The 14282-nt window shown below is 58.0% G+C and carries 16 protein-coding genes; 14 read left to right on the top strand and 2 right to left on the bottom strand.

All coding sequences use genetic code 11. From position 1 onward, the window contains the following. Positions 1 to 24 precede the first annotated feature (24 nt). Genes tsaB through CLV44_RS04045 form a run of 3 tightly spaced genes read left to right on the top strand, consistent with a single transcriptional unit; the run spans position 25 to position 2323 of the window. A complete protein-coding gene (gene tsaB, locus CLV44_RS04055) occupies positions 25 to 717 on the top strand; it encodes a tRNA (adenosine(37)-N6)-threonylcarbamoyltransferase complex dimerization subunit type 1 TsaB (RefSeq protein WP_106590827.1) in 693 nt (230 codons plus the stop codon). Continuing rightward, positions 714 to 1538 (top strand): undecaprenyl-diphosphate phosphatase, encoded by an 825-nt coding sequence (locus tag CLV44_RS04050; RefSeq protein WP_106590826.1) that lies wholly within the window; start codon positions 714 to 716, stop codon positions 1536 to 1538. The genes tsaB and CLV44_RS04050 overlap by 4 nt, the downstream gene beginning before the upstream one ends. Continuing rightward, complete coding sequence (locus CLV44_RS04045) at positions 1535 to 2323, top strand: class I SAM-dependent methyltransferase (RefSeq protein WP_245912596.1); 789 nt, start codon at positions 1535 to 1537, stop codon at positions 2321 to 2323. The genes CLV44_RS04050 and CLV44_RS04045 overlap by 4 nt, the downstream gene beginning before the upstream one ends. A gap of 15 nt (positions 2324 to 2338) precedes the next feature. On the opposite strand, the gene CLV44_RS04040 is transcribed toward CLV44_RS04045, so the two are convergent. Continuing rightward, positions 2339 to 2545, bottom strand: a complete 207-nt coding sequence (locus CLV44_RS04040; protein WP_106590824.1) for a SlyX family protein — start codon at positions 2543 to 2545, stop codon at positions 2339 to 2341. Positions 2546 to 2734: 189 nt separating this feature from the next. On the opposite strand from CLV44_RS04040, the gene CLV44_RS17620 reads away from it, so the two are divergent. From CLV44_RS17620 to CLV44_RS04025, 3 genes are all read left to right on the top strand, one after another. Further along, positions 2735 to 3187, top strand: coding sequence for a cold-shock protein (locus CLV44_RS17620; protein WP_106590823.1), 453 nt, complete (start codon positions 2735 to 2737; stop codon positions 3185 to 3187). Positions 3188 to 3320: 133 nt separating this feature from the next. Further along, positions 3321 to 3632 (top strand): antibiotic biosynthesis monooxygenase family protein, encoded by a 312-nt coding sequence (locus CLV44_RS04030; protein WP_106590822.1) that lies wholly within the window; start codon positions 3321 to 3323, stop codon positions 3630 to 3632. Beyond that, on the top strand, positions 3632 to 5728 hold the full coding sequence (locus CLV44_RS04025; RefSeq protein ID WP_106590821.1) for a sensor histidine kinase: 2097 nt from the start codon (positions 3632 to 3634) through the stop codon (positions 5726 to 5728). The genes CLV44_RS04030 and CLV44_RS04025 overlap by 1 nt, the downstream gene beginning before the upstream one ends. On the opposite strand, the gene hrpB is transcribed toward CLV44_RS04025, so the two are convergent. Then, on the bottom strand, positions 5719 to 8244 hold the full coding sequence (gene hrpB / locus CLV44_RS04020) for an ATP-dependent helicase HrpB (RefSeq protein WP_106590820.1): 2526 nt from the start codon (positions 8242 to 8244) through the stop codon (positions 5719 to 5721). The genes CLV44_RS04025 and hrpB overlap by 10 nt on opposite strands. A 233-nt stretch (positions 8245 to 8477) precedes the next feature. On the opposite strand from hrpB, the gene CLV44_RS04015 reads away from it, so the two are divergent. The 8 genes from CLV44_RS04015 to dnaB all read left to right on the top strand — a co-directional run bounded on the left by CLV44_RS04015 (position 8478) and on the right by dnaB (position 14279). Continuing rightward, complete coding sequence (locus tag CLV44_RS04015) at positions 8478 to 9059, top strand: anthranilate synthase component II (RefSeq protein WP_106590819.1); 582 nt, start codon at positions 8478 to 8480, stop codon at positions 9057 to 9059. Positions 9060 to 9082: 23 nt separating this feature from the next. After that, complete coding sequence (trpD, locus tag CLV44_RS04010) at positions 9083 to 10123, top strand: anthranilate phosphoribosyltransferase (RefSeq protein ID WP_106590818.1); 1041 nt, start codon at positions 9083 to 9085, stop codon at positions 10121 to 10123. Further along, the gene (gene trpC / locus CLV44_RS04005; protein WP_106590817.1) at positions 10123 to 10950 is read left to right on the top strand and encodes an indole-3-glycerol phosphate synthase TrpC; all 828 of its coding nucleotides are present in this window, start codon (positions 10123 to 10125) and stop codon (positions 10948 to 10950) included. The genes trpD and trpC overlap by 1 nt, the downstream gene beginning before the upstream one ends. A 27-nt stretch (positions 10951 to 10977) precedes the next feature. After that, the gene (locus CLV44_RS04000; RefSeq protein ID WP_425436393.1) at positions 10978 to 11385 is read left to right on the top strand and encodes an OsmC family protein; all 408 of its coding nucleotides are present in this window, start codon (positions 10978 to 10980) and stop codon (positions 11383 to 11385) included. Positions 11386 to 11519: 134 nt separating this feature from the next. Then, positions 11520 to 11933 (top strand): 30S ribosomal protein S6, encoded by a 414-nt coding sequence (gene rpsF / locus CLV44_RS03995; protein ID WP_106590815.1) that lies wholly within the window; start codon positions 11520 to 11522, stop codon positions 11931 to 11933. A 28-nt stretch (positions 11934 to 11961) separates the two neighbouring features. Next, positions 11962 to 12192 carry a 30S ribosomal protein S18 gene (gene rpsR / locus CLV44_RS03990; protein ID WP_091825431.1) on the top strand — a complete coding sequence of 77 codons (231 nt, stop codon included), beginning with the start codon at positions 11962 to 11964 and terminating at the stop codon, positions 12190 to 12192. Positions 12193 to 12329: 137 nt separating this feature from the next. Further along, a complete protein-coding gene (gene rplI / locus CLV44_RS03985; protein ID WP_106590814.1) occupies positions 12330 to 12776 on the top strand; it encodes a 50S ribosomal protein L9 in 447 nt (148 codons plus the stop codon). A 114-nt stretch (positions 12777 to 12890) separates the two neighbouring features. Continuing rightward, a complete protein-coding gene (gene dnaB, locus CLV44_RS03980) occupies positions 12891 to 14279 on the top strand; it encodes a replicative DNA helicase (protein WP_106590813.1) in 1389 nt (462 codons plus the stop codon). Positions 14280 to 14282 lie beyond the last annotated feature (3 nt).

Here is a 14282-nt window from a genome sequence, read left to right as displayed (position 1 = left end):
CGTTTTTTACTGATCGAGACTCCCATGTCCAACATTCTCGCACTTGATACCTCGACCGATGCCTGTTCGGCAGCCCTGTTATTGGAGGGGCGACTGCTGCAGCGCTTTACCGTTGAGCCGCGTCGTCATACCCACTTGCTGTTGCCGATGGTGGAAGAATTGCTGGCCGAAGCCGGTGTTGGTTTGAATGCACTGGATGCGATTGCTTTTGGTCGTGGTCCCGGCTCATTCGCCGGTATCCGTATTGCCACAGGAGCGGCGCAAGGGCTGGCATTGGCGGCCGATCTGCCGGTGGTGCCCGTGTCTACGCTGGAGGCGATCGCCTATGCAGCCGAAGAGGCAGATGGCGAGTATCTGCTGACCGCACTGGACGCGCGTATGGACGAAGTTTACTGGAGTGCCTGGCAGCGAGTGGACGGTGAGCTGGTTCGGCTGGTGGATGAGCAAGTCTGTGCACCGGCGGCGGTTCGGTTGCCTGAAACCGTGACGGCCAACGGCTTTACCGCGTTGGGCAGCGGCTGGCGCTATGCCGAGCAGATGAGTGCCGAGCTGATGGCACGGATCGGGATATGCCGTATGGACCTTTATCCTCAAGCTGAAGCCATGGCTCACTTGGCCCGGCAAGCCTTGGCTCAGGGACTGGCCATTGCACCGGACGATGCTCGGCCGGTGTACTTGCGTGACCAGGTGGCCTGGAAGAAAAAGGACCAGCAGTGAATATCAGCGAATGGATACACACGGCTGTTCTTGCTGTTATTCAGGGATTGACCGAATTCCTGCCGATCTCCAGCTCGGCACACCTTATTTTGCCATCCCAGCTACTGGGATGGCCGGATCAGGGGCTGGCGTTTGATGTAGGCGTGCATGTTGGTACGTTGCTGGCGGTCATGTTCTATTTTCGGCGGGAACTGGTGGTGATGACGTTGGCTTGGGGGCGCTCGCTCTCTGGTACAACGGATGCCGAAGGTCGGCTTGCCTGGCTGGTGATTCTGGCGACGCTGCCGGCCCTGGCATTCGGTTTCATGCTTGAGGGCATGATCGATCATTATGGCCGTTCGATACTGGTGATTGCGGCGACGACCCTGGTGTTTGGTGTGTTACTTGGCTGGGCCGACAGTCGGCGCTCTGAACAGCGCAGTGTCGAGGCGCTGGGGGTTCGCGATGCCTGCATGATCGGTCTGGCTCAGGCGGTGGCACTGATTCCCGGCACGTCGCGCTCCGGCATTACCATCACTGCCGCATTGATGCTGGGCTTTGATCGTCAGAGCGCCGCCCGGTTTTCGTTTCTGCTGTCCATACCGGTCATTCTGGGTGCAGGGTCACTGAAAGGTCTGGAGTTGTATCAGGCCGGTAACAGTGCCCACTGGGTGCAGATCGGTGCCGGTACTGTGATCGCTGGCCTGAGTGCGCTGGCCTGTATTCACCTGTTTCTCAAATGGCTGGACAAGGTCGGCATGGCGCCCTTCGTGATCTATCGTTTGTTGCTGGGCGTGCTGTTGCTGGCGGTGTATTTCTGGATGCCGGAGGCGGCGTTGTGAGTCTGGCTGTCGGGTGGTGCGTGGAGGCTGACAGAGCACAAGCGGAGCAGTTGGCCGAACGCTTGCAGTTACCGGTCGTCGCGCAGCCTGACCTGTCGTGCAGCGAGAACTGGCAGCAGATTTTGCTGGTGACTGATAATGGACTGTCGCTGTGTGCGACCGGACGCAAGCGCGCAGGTCCGGTACGAGCCGATTTTGTTGGCGGCGCGGTGGCCCATCGACGCCAGTTCGGGGGTGGTACCGGCCAGCTGATCGCCAAGGCCTGCGGTATCAAGGGCGGGATTCGGCCGCGTATTCTGGATGCTACGGCAGGTCTTGGGCGAGATGCTTTTGTCTTGGCGAGCCTGGGGTGTCAGGTGCATCTGCTGGAGCGCTCGCCAGTCGTGCATGCGCTGTTGGCATCAGGGTTGGAGCAGGCGGAGTCGGTCGTGGAGCTGGCGGATACGCTGGCACGAATGACGCTGGAGCAGGCCGATGGCCGTGCCTGGCTGGAGCAGTGTACACCCGAGTGCGCACCTGACTTGGTCTATCTGGACCCCATGTTTCCACATACCGATAAGAAGGCGCAGGTTAAGAAAGAGATGCTGGCGTTTCGTGATCTGGTGGGGTACGACAGCGATGACCGTGAATTGCTGGCGGCTGCGCTACAGGTGGCGCGCTATCGGGTTGTGGTCAAGCGGGCACGCAAGGCACCTGCAATCGAAGGCATGGCACCTACATATACCGTTGAAGGCAAGTCCAGCCGTTATGATATTTATGCACTCAAGGCGTTGGGCAGCGACTGAGCCGCTGCCGGTCTCTCAGTAGTGTGGAGGCGCCTCGTCTGCGGCCGGTGTATCGCTATCGCCACCCATCTCGCGCAGTTGATGATGCAGCAGCTTGACCATGCGGGTCAGGCGTTCAAGGTCTATTTCCTGGCGTGCCACCACGTCGCTGAGCTTGTCGATGGCATCTTCCTGAAAAGCGATACGGGATTCCAGTTCGGTCAGGGTATTGTGATCAGTCATGCCGGGCTCTTTGCGGTCTGGTGGATGTGTTTGAAGCATAGACGATTGATCGCTTGACGAGAAGGATGCCGGTATTTAAGCCGTTGAAAAAAAATAGCGAATACAGTATATCTGGTCAGCTAGTGCGCGGTTGCTCAAACATTTGCGCACCTTCATGTAAATAATTTGTTAATAATATAGAGAAGATCAATGAGTGGTAATCCGTTAATCAAAAGTGTATTGGCCAGTGTCGTGGCTGCGTTTGTTATTCCTTTTCTGCTGCAGAGTGTCGCGTCCATCGAGATCGGCTTTGACGTGGCTGTGCTTGCAGTTATTGCTGTTGTTGTCTTTATCGTTACGCTGGCGTCCGCGTGGCAGCCGGGCGCTGCAACTGCTGTCACGGCTGATGCGGCGCAGCAGGATGATGATATTGAAAGCGATGACGTCAATGACCCGCGAGAGCTGGGTGTTGTCAAATGGTTCAACGTATCCAAGGGCTTCGGCTTCATCACCCGTGGTAATGGTGATGATGTGTTTGTCCATTTCCGCAATATCCGCGGTCGTGGTCATCGCTCGCTGAACGAGGGCCAGCAGGTCCGTTTCAGTGTGCGTGAGAGCGACAAGGGACTGCAGGCTGAAGACGTTTCCATCGTCCGCAGCTGACCCCCTCCGGCCGGTACGTAAAGTGCCGGCCATTTCTTCTGTATCTTCCTCGCTTCCCTCCTGCATCCCCTCTATACATCCGCGCCTTCATTGTCTGATAGACTGTTTACAGTATCGCTATCAGGAGAGTGTCATGTTCGTAGTAGCCAATCGAATTATGGTTAACCCCGGTTATGAAGCTGCGTTTGCCGAGCGTTTTCGTCAGCGTGCCGGTCAGGTTGAGCAGCAGCCCGGCTTTGTTCGCCTTGAGGTGATGCGGCCGGTGAATGATGGCAGTCCCTGGGTGGTGATGACGCACTGGCGTGACAAGGGCGCATTCGATGGCTGGGTCGCATCGGAGGATTTCAAGGCCGCCCACCGTCAGTCATCCTTGCCCAAGGAAGCGTTTGGTGCCGGTGGCGGTCTGGAAATGCACGAAGTCGAGATTTACGCCGGGTCTGATTGATGTCGACGCCGCCGGCGCAGCAGGCGACTGCACCTCTGCTCAGTACTCAGCGCTGGGTATGGCGGGCGCTGGTGCGCAGTGCGCTGATACCGTTACTGCTGGTTGAAGTATTGCTGGTGGTGATCTACCTGTTCTCCAGCAGTTATATTCACGATGCCAATGTGGAGCTGTTGCGCCGACAGGCGGATGAGCAGCTGATCAACACGGTCAGGCTGGAAGTCAGTGTAATCGATGAGCAACTGCATGCGGTCAGTGCGCTGACGGACGTTTATCGTCAAGCGGTCGAGCGGGCATTCGGTGCTGTACGACCTGATCATCTGCAGGGTAAGCAGGACTATGAGCGCAATGCCGACGGTGTGCTGTACAGCCCTGTAAACGATGGCCGTGCGGCGTCCTTCTATTCGGCGGTGACGCCGGCGGGGCAGCAGAATATGGACAAGGTCCATCGGCTTGAGCCCCTGGATCCGTTGATGCAAAGTCTGATGCAGGCGAGTCCGCTGATCAATGCGATCTATTTCAACAGTTGGGACTCCTACAACCGTATATATCCCTGGTTTAACACCCCCTCGCAGTATCCGCCGGACATGGCTATTCCTGAATACAACTTTTACTACAAGGCCGATCAGGCGCATAACCCTGGCCGTAACGTGGTGTGGACCGATGTGTATGTGGACCCGGCAGGGCTGGGGTGGATGACGTCGGCGATTGCGCCGGTTTACCGGGGTGACTTTCTGGAGGGCGTGGTTGGTCTGGATGTAACCGTGAAGACGATTGTGCAGCAGATTCTGCAACTCGACATCCCTTGGCAGGGCTATGTGATGCTGATCAACCGTCAGGGCATCATCATGGCGCTGCCATCCAAGGGTGAAGATGATTTCGGGGTGCAGGAACTGACCCGGTTCAGCTACTCGGAGGCGATCACCCGAGAAAGCTTCAAGCCGGAGCAGTTCAATATACAGCAGCGTGCAGACACCCGTGTACTGGCTGAAATGATGCGCAATGCACGAGAGGGTCGGGGCACCTTGCAGCTTGGTGGCAGGGAAAAACGGGTTGCCTGGCAAGAAATTGGTGCCACCGGCTGGCAGCTGCTGGCGGTGGTTGATGAAGCTGAAGTGTACCGTTCGGTGGATGACCTGGCCCGTGATTTTCGTCTTATAGGGTACCTGTTGATTGCGGGGCTGCTGCTGTTTTATCTGCTGTTCTTTGTCTATATCTGGCGCCGCTCGGTGTGGCTGAGCGGTGCCATTTCCACGCCGTTGGACACGCTTAACCGCATCATGGTCAATATTGGCCAAGAGCATTATGAGCAGCCCCGGCCCCGGTTTGAGTTGCAGGAATTGCAGCAAAGTGCCGATGCGGTGGTCGCCATGGGGGCTGAATTGGGACGTGCCAATCGTGCCAAGAGCCGGTTTCTGTCCAGTGTCAGCCATGAATTGAGAACGCCGTTATCTTCCATCATAGGCTTTGCCGAGCTGCTGCGAGGCAGTAATCGGTTGGGGGCTGACGAGCAGGCCTGTGTCGATGAGATCCTGCATGCGGCCCATCTGTTGTTGAGCCTGATCAATGATGTGCTGGACCTGGCTCAGGTGCAGGCTGACCATGTTTCGGTCCGCGCCGAGCATGTGCCGTTGGGCGAGCTGGTAGACGGGTGTTTGAGAATGGTCGAACCCCAGGCCACCCAGAAAGGCGTACAGTTGTTTCGTGTCGAGGGTTGCTGTGAAAGTCTGGTGTGGGCCGATCCCAAGCGCGTGCAGCAGGTACTGCTGAACCTGTTGTCCAATGCCATCAAGTACAACCGCCCAGAGGGGCAGGTGCGGGTTGTGTGTCGAGACTTGGGTGATCACGTCCGAATCAGTGTCAGTGATACCGGTTGGGGGATGAGTGCAGAGGCCCAGCAGGGCCTGTTTGTGCCATTTAATCGCCTGGGGCATGAAACCAGCAACATTCCCGGTACCGGTATCGGCCTCACCATCAGCAAGCAGCTGGTTGAACTGATGGGCGGCCGTATCGGCTGTGACAGTGTTCCAGAGCATGGCTCAACGTTCTGGGTTGAGCTCCCCACTGCCGATGAGGAAGACGCTGCGGCTCAGGATTGAGTCGCACGTTTGGTGCGGGCCGTGGCGACCGCCACGGTAGGGTCTTCCGGCCAGGGGTGTTTCGGATAGCGTCCTCTCATTTCCTTGCGTACCGCGTGATAACTGCTGCGCCAGAATCCGGCCAGATCCTGAGTTACCTGTAGCGGTCGCTGTGCCGGTGACAGCAGATGCAGGGTGACGGCAATGCCGAAGCCCAGCAGCGGGGTGGTGTCGCAGCCGAACATCTCTTGCAGCTTGACCGCCAGTACCGGAGGGGACTGGCTGTAGTCGATGCGGATACGTGAACCTGACGGCACGGTCATGCGCTCGGGTGCGAGCCGGTCCAGCCGCTGTTGTTGTTCCCAGTCCAGTTGGCTGCGCAGCATTGTATGCAGGTTCAGGCGGGCAAAATCGCTGCGCTGACTCACCGTGTTGAGCCAGGGAGCCAGCCAGTCTTCAAGGTTTGCCAGCAAGGCTGTGTCTGAAAAGTCGGGCCAGGTGTCCGGCTCAGAATCGTGGGTGCGTACAAAGGCGATGCGGCGGCGCAGTTGTTCGGTATCCGCATCAAGGGCCAGCAGACCAAGGCCTTCACGCCGGACCAGGGCAATTAACGCAGTCACTTTCTGCTCGGCGTTGACGGTGGCAATAGTACGGCGCTGCAGAATCAGTTGCCCCACACGAGTGCGTTGTTCAGCAATCAGGCGGTCCTGTTGTGTATCCCACTCCACAATTTTTTCCTGCCTGACTCGGTCAGCCAGCAGGGTCTCGAACAGCTGAGGGTCAAGCGGTGCCGCCAGACGAATGCGGTCGGTGGCATTGTCCTGATGACTGCTGAGCGCGGCAACAGCCAGCCAGGGGTGTCGGGTCAGGCGATCATGGGCAGCCAGTTGTGCGCCGCGTCCTTGGCTGAGCCTGTAATGTGTCGGCTGCGCGTCGCGCTGGCGTGCGAGACGGTCGGGATAGGCGCATGCCAGCAGATAACCGGCTGCCATGGGGGCCGGCAGCTCCGTCCTGGTAGTGTCGGGGGCAGGACAGAGTTGTCGATATTGTCGGGCGAGCTGGCGCATGCGGGCAGCACGCCCATCCCGTGAATGTTGTTGGTGCAGCCAATCCAGGCGTTGCAGTAGGTCGGCTTGGTCGCTGTTCAGCGGGTCTCGCTCCGAAAGCAGTGCGGCGATGTTGGCAGCCAGTTCGATGTGTCCTTGTTCGGCACCGCACAGCAGCATGTGTGCCAGGCGCGGGTGGGCTGGCAATAAGGCCATCTGTTTGCCGCGCGGAGTCAGGCGGAACTGTTGTGGTACCGGTGAATCAATGGCGTCGAGTTGTTGCAGTAGCGCTAGTGCCTGAGTGAACGCGCCTGCCGGTGGTATATCCAGCCAGCAGAGTTCGGTCGGATCATTTACGCCCCATTGCAGCAGTTGCAGCGCCAGAGGAGCCAGGTCGGCATGAAGGATCTCGGCGGGCGTGTGTGCGTGCAATTGAGCGTGCTGTTCTTCTGACCAGAGGCGGTAGCATGTGCCCGGACCCAGACGCCCGGCACGTCCGGCACGCTGGGTAGCGGCGGCGGCGGAGACGCGAGTGGTATACAGGCGGGTCATGCCGGTGGCAGGGTCGAAGCGGGCTTGGCGGCTGAGTCCGGCATCGATGACAACCTCGATGCCTTCGATGGTCAAGCTGGTTTCGGCGATCGCGGTGGCCAGTACCACTTTGCGGAGCCCTGTCGCTGGCGCGGCGATGGCCTGCTGCTGTTCGCTAAGGGAGAGGTCGCCATACAGAGGAGCGATCCGTAGATCCTGATGTGCATGCTGTGTGGCTTCGAGCTGCTGCATGACCCTGCGGATTTCACCCAGACCGGGAAGAAAGACCAGTACGCTGCCGGAGTGCTGATCCAGGGCCTGCTGGATCCGGCGTACGACGCGGGTTTCGATCGGATCGTCCGTGCGGGAAGGAGCTGAATACACGCATTCGACAGGGTAGCTGCGGCCTTCACTGCGCAGTACCGGGGCATCACCCAGCAGAGCCGCAAGAGCGTCGCTGTCGAGAGTGGCCGACATCAACAGCAGCTTCAGCGCCGGCCCTTCGCGCAGGAGTTCTCGTCCCTGCAATGCCAGCGCCAGCCCGGTGTCGGCATCCAGGCTGCGTTCATGGAATTCGTCGAAAATGATCATGCCGATCCCCTCAAGGCCGGGGTCGTCCTGCAGCATACGGGTCAGAATGCCTTCGGTAATGACTTCGATGCGGGTGGCGGCGCTGATCTTGCTCTCCAGGCGGATACGGTAGCCGATCCGTTGTCCCACGGACTCGCCCAATTGATCGGCCAGCCGTTGAGCGGCCGCTTTTGCCGCCAGGCGTCGCGGTTCCAGCAGCAGGATCTTCTGCTGTCCCAGCCATGGCTGATCCAGTAATGCCAGTGGTACGCGTGTGGTTTTGCCGGCACCGGGCGGCGCTTCAAGGATCAGCTCGTCATGCCGGGTCAGGGTGTGGCGGATCTCGTCCAGCAGGGGATCGATCGGCAGCGGCAGGTGCGTATCGGCCATGGTCACTTCATCAACGTGTGAAAAAGAGATGACTCTAGCAGAAATGGCGGGCGCTGGCCGCGTTCAGGGGTGGTTGCAGGCTGCCATGTATCAGTTCGCTATTACATGCTCTTGCTGTATTATGGCTTCTCATACAGGCTGCCATTCCGATGACAGCCGAACGACAGTCAAGGTGAGTGCAAGGGTGCAGTGCGTGCAGTATGGATCTTTCACATCGGTGGAGGGCAGTTGAGATGCTGCTGATGATCGATAATTTCGACAGCTTTACCTGGAATGTGGTGCGCTACTTCGAGGAGCTGGGTGCCGAGGTTCAGGTCTATCGCAACAATGCCATCACGCTGCAACAGATCGAAGCATTGCAGCCGTCGCATCTGGTGATCTCGCCGGGCCCCTGTACCCCGGATGAAGCCGGGATCTCGATCGCGGCAATCCGCCATTTTGCCGGCCGCATTCCCATTTTGGGTGTGTGTCTGGGTCACCAGAGTATTGGCCAGGCATTCGGTGCCGAGGTGGTGCGTGCGCGTCAGGTCATGCATGGCAAGACCTCGCTGATTCGACATGATGGACAGGGCGTGTTCAGCGGGCTTGCCGAGCCGTTGGAGGTTACCCGTTACCACTCGCTGGTGGTGCGTCGTGAGACGTTGCCGGACTGCCTGGAAATGACCGCCTGGACCGAAAATGCCGACGGTGAGCCTGACGAAATCATGGCGCTCCGGCATCGGGATTTGCCCATTCAGGGGGTCCAGTTTCACCCCGAATCGGTGCTGACCCAACAGGGACATCAGTTGTTGGACAACTTTTTGCAGCAGTGTTAACCCGTTTTCAGAGGAGACACGGAATGAACATTCAGGACGCATTGGCGCGTGTGGTCGATCATATCGATCTGAGTCGCGACGAGATGGTCGAAGTCATGCGGCAGGTTATGACCGGTGCCTGCACAGAGTCACAGGTAGCGGGCTTTCTGGTGGCGCTGCGGATGAAAAGCGAATCGATCGAGGAGATCACCGGTGCCGCTCAGGTGATGCGTGAATTGGCCACGCCGGTCCGTCCCGAGAAAGGGCCGCTGGTTGATATCGTCGGTACTGGCGGTGACGGTGCCAACCTGTTCAATGTGTCTTCTGCGAGTGCCTTTGTTGCGGCCGCCTGCGGTGTATACGTGGCCAAGCACGGTAACCGAGGGGTGTCATCCAGTAGTGGCAGTGCCGATCTGCTGGAACAGGCCGGGATCAATCTGGATCTGGGGGCTGATGCGGTGGCGCGTTGTATCGATGAGGTTGGTGTCGGCTTCATGTTTGCACCGGGTTATCACGGTGCCATGAAGCACGCCATCGGTGCGCGCAAGGCCCTGGGTATGCGTACCCTGTTCAACATCCTCGGTCCGATGACCAATCCGGCCGGTGCCAAGCGTGAAGTGATCGGCGTGTTCACCAAAAAGCTGTGCCGACCGATGGCCGAGGTCATGCAGCAGCTGGGTGCTGAACACATCATGGTGGTACATGCCGATGATGGCCTTGACGAAATCAGTCTGGCGACCCACACCCATGTCGCTGAGCTGAAAGACGGTGCAATTCGTGAATATACCCTGTCACCTGAAGACTTGGGCATTGATAGCCAGAGCCTGATCGGTTTGACGATCAGCAATGCCGATGAATCGCTGAGCCTGATTCGGGCCGCGCTGAGCAACAGCGACACCCTGATGGCGCGAAAGGCTGCAGCGATGATTGCGCTGAATGCCGGTGCAGCCATCTATCTGGGTGGGCAGGCCGAGAGCCATAAGGCGGGCGTCGAGCAGGCGCTGGAGGCGATCGCCTCTGGTGCGGCGCTGAATAAAATGGAACAGCTGGCCACCTTCAGTCAGCAGCTGGAGCAGGACAAGTGATGAGCGATACGCCGACGATTCTGAAGAAAATCATTGCGCGCAAGCATGAAGAAGTTGCCGAACGCAGCGCGCGCGTTTCCATTGACGATCTCAAGGCGCAGATCGCTCGGCAGCAGGGCGGTGCAACCGACCCGCGCGGCTTCGTTGCCAGTCTGGAGCGTGCGCTGGCGGCCGGACGTGCTGCCGTGATCGCCGAGATCAAGAAAGCGAGTCCGTCCAAGGGTGTGATTCGTGATCCCTTTGTACCGGCCGAGATCGCGCCATCCTATGAAACCGGGGGCGCAAGCTGCCTGTCGGTGCTGACCGATGTGGACTTTTTCCAGGGCAGTGATGACTATCTGCAGCAGGCACGTGCCGCCTGTTCATTGCCCGTGATCCGCAAGGACTTCATTGTTGAGCCCTACCAGATCTATGAGGCGCGGGCACTGGGAGCCGACTGCATCCTGTTGATCGTGGCAGCGTTGAATGACCAGCAGTTGGCCGACTTGACGGCGCTGACCCATGAATTGGGCATGGATGTTCTGATCGAGGTCCACAATGCTGCAGAACTGCACCGTATTCTGCCGCTCAATACACGCCTGATCGGTATCAATAACCGTGATCTGCACACGTTTGACGTCAGCCTGAACAACACATTTGAACTGCTGGACCAGATCCCGGAGGACCGCATCGTGGTCACGGAAAGTGGTATCCTTACCCCCGATGATGTGGCTGCCATGCAGGCACGCAAGGTCAATGCCTTTCTGATCGGCGAAGCGTTCATGCGTGCTGAAGACCCGGGCCAGACCCTGGCCGACTTCTTTGCGGCCGCACAGACGGCAAACTAACCCTCTACAGAGATACATCGAATGAGTATGAGTGTCAGTGTCAACTGGGACGGCGATGATCGCTTCAAGGCGACCACCGGTTCCGGTTTCGATATTACGATTGATAAAGACCTGCAGCAGGGACCGCGGCCGATGGAGCTGATGCTGGCGGGCCTGGGCGGATGCACCAGTGTTGATGTGGTCGGCATTCTGCGCAAGGCACGTCAGGATGTGGTTAACTGCGTGGCCGATATTCAGGCCGAGCGCTCCGATGAAGTCCCCTCGGTCTTCACCGAGATCCACGTCAAGTTCACGGTCAGCGGGCGCAAGTTGAAGCCGGCGGCGGTCGAACGTGCCGTGCGTCTGTCCGCTGAGCAGTACTGTTCAGCGTCATTGATGCTGGAACGTGGCGGCGTCAAGATCAGCCACAGCTTCGATATTATCGAAGTCGAGTAAGTTGTCTGATTGTTACTTGTATTATTCGGGACGCGGCCGTAAAATGTTGCGTCCTATTATTTATTTAACTCCTTGCTTTCAACCACCGGCATGTGGCGGGTGATTTGGAGGCTGTGAAACCGTAAGGAGCAAAAATGCGTCATTACGAAATCGTATTCCTGGTTCACCCGAACCAGAGCGAGCAGGTCCCGGCGATGGTTGAGCGTTACAAAGCGCTGATCGAAGGTGCCGAAGGCCAGATCCACCGTCTGGAAGATTGGGGCCGTCGTCAGCTGGCTTACCCGATCAACAATGCTCACAAAGCACACTACATCATGATGAACGTTGAAGCGACTCAGGAAGTGATGGACGAACTGTCCAGCATGTTCCGCTACAACGATGCTGTTCTGCGTAACATGGTGATCCGTTGCAACGAAGCTGTCACTGAAGATTCTCCGATCAAAGCAGCCGAATCTCGCGAAGAGCGCAAGCCGCGTCGCGAAGAGCGTTCAGAGCAGAAGCAGGAACAGCCTGCTGAATCTTCTGAAGAAGCCCCTGCTGCAGAGTAATCGTTAACTTATTATTGGAGAAGTTCAGATGGCACGTTTTTTCCGTCGTCGCAAGTTCTGCCGTTTCACCGCTGAAGGCGTAAAACAGATCGATTACAAAGATCTGGATACCCTGAAAGGCTACATCACTGAAACCGGCAAAATCGTTCCTAGCCGTATCACTGGTACCAAGGCACGCTACCAGCGTCAGCTGGCGACCGCTATCAAGCGCGCTCGTTACCTGGCTCTGCTGCCGTACACCGACAGCCACGACGTATAAGCGTCGGCTGATACAGCTGGAAGCTGTGCGTATCCGAGGATATGGCACAGCTGACATGTTAGATGCTGTGAGTGTCGGCAGGCACCCGCAGACAGGATTCAAGACTGCAGCCTTTGCAGAACAAGAGGTTTTACGAGATGGAAGTTATTCTGCTCGAAAATATCGGTAAGCTGGGTCAGCTGGGCGACAAAGTTGCTGTTAAATCAGGCTTTGGTCGCAACTACCTGGTTCCCCAGGGCAAAGCCGTACCGGCTACTGCTGCTAACGTAGCACAATTCGAAGAACGTCGTGCCGAGCTGGAAAAAGCAGCTGCCGACAAGCTGGCCACTGCGCAGGCGCGTGCTGAGCAGCTGAACGAGCTGGAACTGTCCCTGGTCACCAAAGCGGGTGATGAAGGTAAACTGTTCGGTTCTATCGGTACCCGTGATATCGCTGAAGCGCTGAGCTCTGCCGGCGTTGAAGTCGACAAGAGCGAAGTGCGTCTGCCGGAAGGCGCGATCCGTCACATCGGTGAATTCGACGTCGACATTCAGGTTCACCCTGAAGTGACTGCGAGCATCAAACTGGTTATCGCTGGCGAGTAATCTCCGCCCGACATCCGGTTACGAAAAAGCACTGCGTGGTATACTGCGCAGTGCTTTTTTTATGCATGTTCAACACCCTGACAATGGTCAGTAACGGCAAGAGGTAGTTCAGCAATGGAAATCGCCGACTTGAATGACGACGCTTTGGCGCAGATCAAGCAACCACCGCACTCGGTCGAAGCCGAGCAGTCGGTGTTGGGCGGCCTGATGCTGGACAACAATGCCTGGGATGCCGTCTCCGAAATCCTGATTGAAGAGCACTTCTACCGCCAGGGCCACCGGATGATTTTCCGGACCATGCAGAAACTGATCGACGGCGGGCGGCCGATCGACGTGGTTACCCTGTCCGAAGAGCTGGATCGGACCGCTGAGCTGGAGCAGGCGGGCGGGCTGGAAGCACTGGTTCTGTTGGCGCGTAACACGCCGAGCACTTCCAATATTCGAGCCTATTCGGAAATCGTGCGTGACCGCTCGCTGCTGCGGCAGATGATTGGTGTTGCCAACGAGATTGCCGACAGCGCTTTTCACCCTGCGGGTCGCGCGTCGGACGAGATCCTCAATGAAGCCGAACAGAAGATCTTCCAGATCGCTGAGAACCGGCCTAATCAAGGTGGTCCTGAAGGTGTTAATCCGCTGCTCAAGCGCGCGGTTGATCGTATCGATGAACTGTTCAATAACGCCGATTCGCTGACCGGTGTGACCACCGGCTTCGATGATCTGGATGACCGTACCGGTGGCCTGCAGAAGGCGGATCTGGTCATCGTGGCGGCGCGTCCGTCAATGGGTAAGACCACCTTTGCCATGAACCTGGTGGAAAACGCACTGATGGCGACCGAGCGGCCGGTGCTGGTGTTCTCGCTGGAGATGCCTGCCGATCAGCTGGTGACGCGTATGCTGTCCTCGTTGGGGCGTATCAACCAGACCAAGGTGCGTAATGGGCAGCTGGAAGAAGATGACTGGCCGAAGTTGACCACGGCGGTCAACATGCTCAAGAACAAGCCGCTGTTCATTGATGACCAGCCGGGCATCAGTCCCAATGAAATGCGGACCCGTGCTCGCCGCATCGTGCGTGAGCATGGTGACCTGGCCATGATCATGGTCGATTACCTGCAGTTGATGACTCTGAAGACCGGCAAGAGTGAAGGCCGTACCCAGGAAATTTCCGAGATCTCGCGGTCATTGAAAGCGCTGGCCAAGGAGATGGGCTGTCCGGTGGTAGCATTGTCGCAGCTGAACCGTAGTCTTGAGCAGCGTCCCAACAAGCGCCCGGTCAACTCGGATCTGCGTGAATCCGGTGCCATCGAGCAGGATGCGGATGTGATCATGTTCATCTATCGCGATGAAGTGTACAACGAAGACAGTCCGGACAAGGGCACCGCCGAGATCATCATCGGTAAGCAGCGTAACGGCCCTATCGGTTCACTGCGGCTGGCGTTCATCGGCAAGTACACCCGCTTCGAAAACCTGGCGCACGGCAGTTACGATTACGGCATGGACGAGTAGTGT

This window comes from Marinobacterium halophilum (assembly GCF_003014615.1).
GTDB classification, from domain to species: Bacteria; Pseudomonadota; Gammaproteobacteria; order Pseudomonadales; family Balneatricaceae; genus Marinobacterium; species Marinobacterium halophilum.
This window is presented reverse-complemented; position numbering and strand designations above follow the sequence as displayed.

What these genes read in the sequence shown, in the direction of transcription:
- tsaB (WP_106590827.1), top strand. Translation starts at nt 25, where the DNA reads ATGTCCAACATTCTCGCACTTGATACCTCGACCGATGCCTGTTCGGCA.
- CLV44_RS04040 (WP_106590824.1), bottom strand. Translation starts at nt 2,545, where the DNA reads ATGACTGATCACAATACCCTGACCGAACTGGAATCCCGTATCGCTTTT.
- CLV44_RS17620 (WP_106590823.1), top strand. Translation starts at nt 2,735, where the DNA reads ATGAGTGGTAATCCGTTAATCAAAAGTGTATTGGCCAGTGTCGTGGCT.
- CLV44_RS04030 (WP_106590822.1), top strand. Translation starts at nt 3,321, where the DNA reads ATGTTCGTAGTAGCCAATCGAATTATGGTTAACCCCGGTTATGAAGCT.
- CLV44_RS04025 (WP_106590821.1), top strand. Translation starts at nt 3,632, where the DNA reads ATGTCGACGCCGCCGGCGCAGCAGGCGACTGCACCTCTGCTCAGTACT.
- hrpB (WP_106590820.1), bottom strand. Translation starts at nt 8,244, where the DNA reads ATGGCCGATACGCACCTGCCGCTGCCGATCGATCCCCTGCTGGACGAG.
- CLV44_RS04015 (WP_106590819.1), top strand. Translation starts at nt 8,478, where the DNA reads ATGCTGCTGATGATCGATAATTTCGACAGCTTTACCTGGAATGTGGTG.
- trpD (WP_106590818.1), top strand. Translation starts at nt 9,083, where the DNA reads ATGAACATTCAGGACGCATTGGCGCGTGTGGTCGATCATATCGATCTG.
- trpC (WP_106590817.1), top strand. Translation starts at nt 10,123, where the DNA reads ATGAGCGATACGCCGACGATTCTGAAGAAAATCATTGCGCGCAAGCAT.
- CLV44_RS04000 (WP_425436393.1), top strand. Translation starts at nt 10,978, where the DNA reads ATGAGTGTCAGTGTCAACTGGGACGGCGATGATCGCTTCAAGGCGACC.
- rpsF (WP_106590815.1), top strand. Translation starts at nt 11,520, where the DNA reads ATGCGTCATTACGAAATCGTATTCCTGGTTCACCCGAACCAGAGCGAG.
- rpsR (WP_091825431.1), top strand. Translation starts at nt 11,962, where the DNA reads ATGGCACGTTTTTTCCGTCGTCGCAAGTTCTGCCGTTTCACCGCTGAA.
- rplI (WP_106590814.1), top strand. Translation starts at nt 12,330, where the DNA reads ATGGAAGTTATTCTGCTCGAAAATATCGGTAAGCTGGGTCAGCTGGGC.
- dnaB (WP_106590813.1), top strand. Translation starts at nt 12,891, where the DNA reads ATGGAAATCGCCGACTTGAATGACGACGCTTTGGCGCAGATCAAGCAA.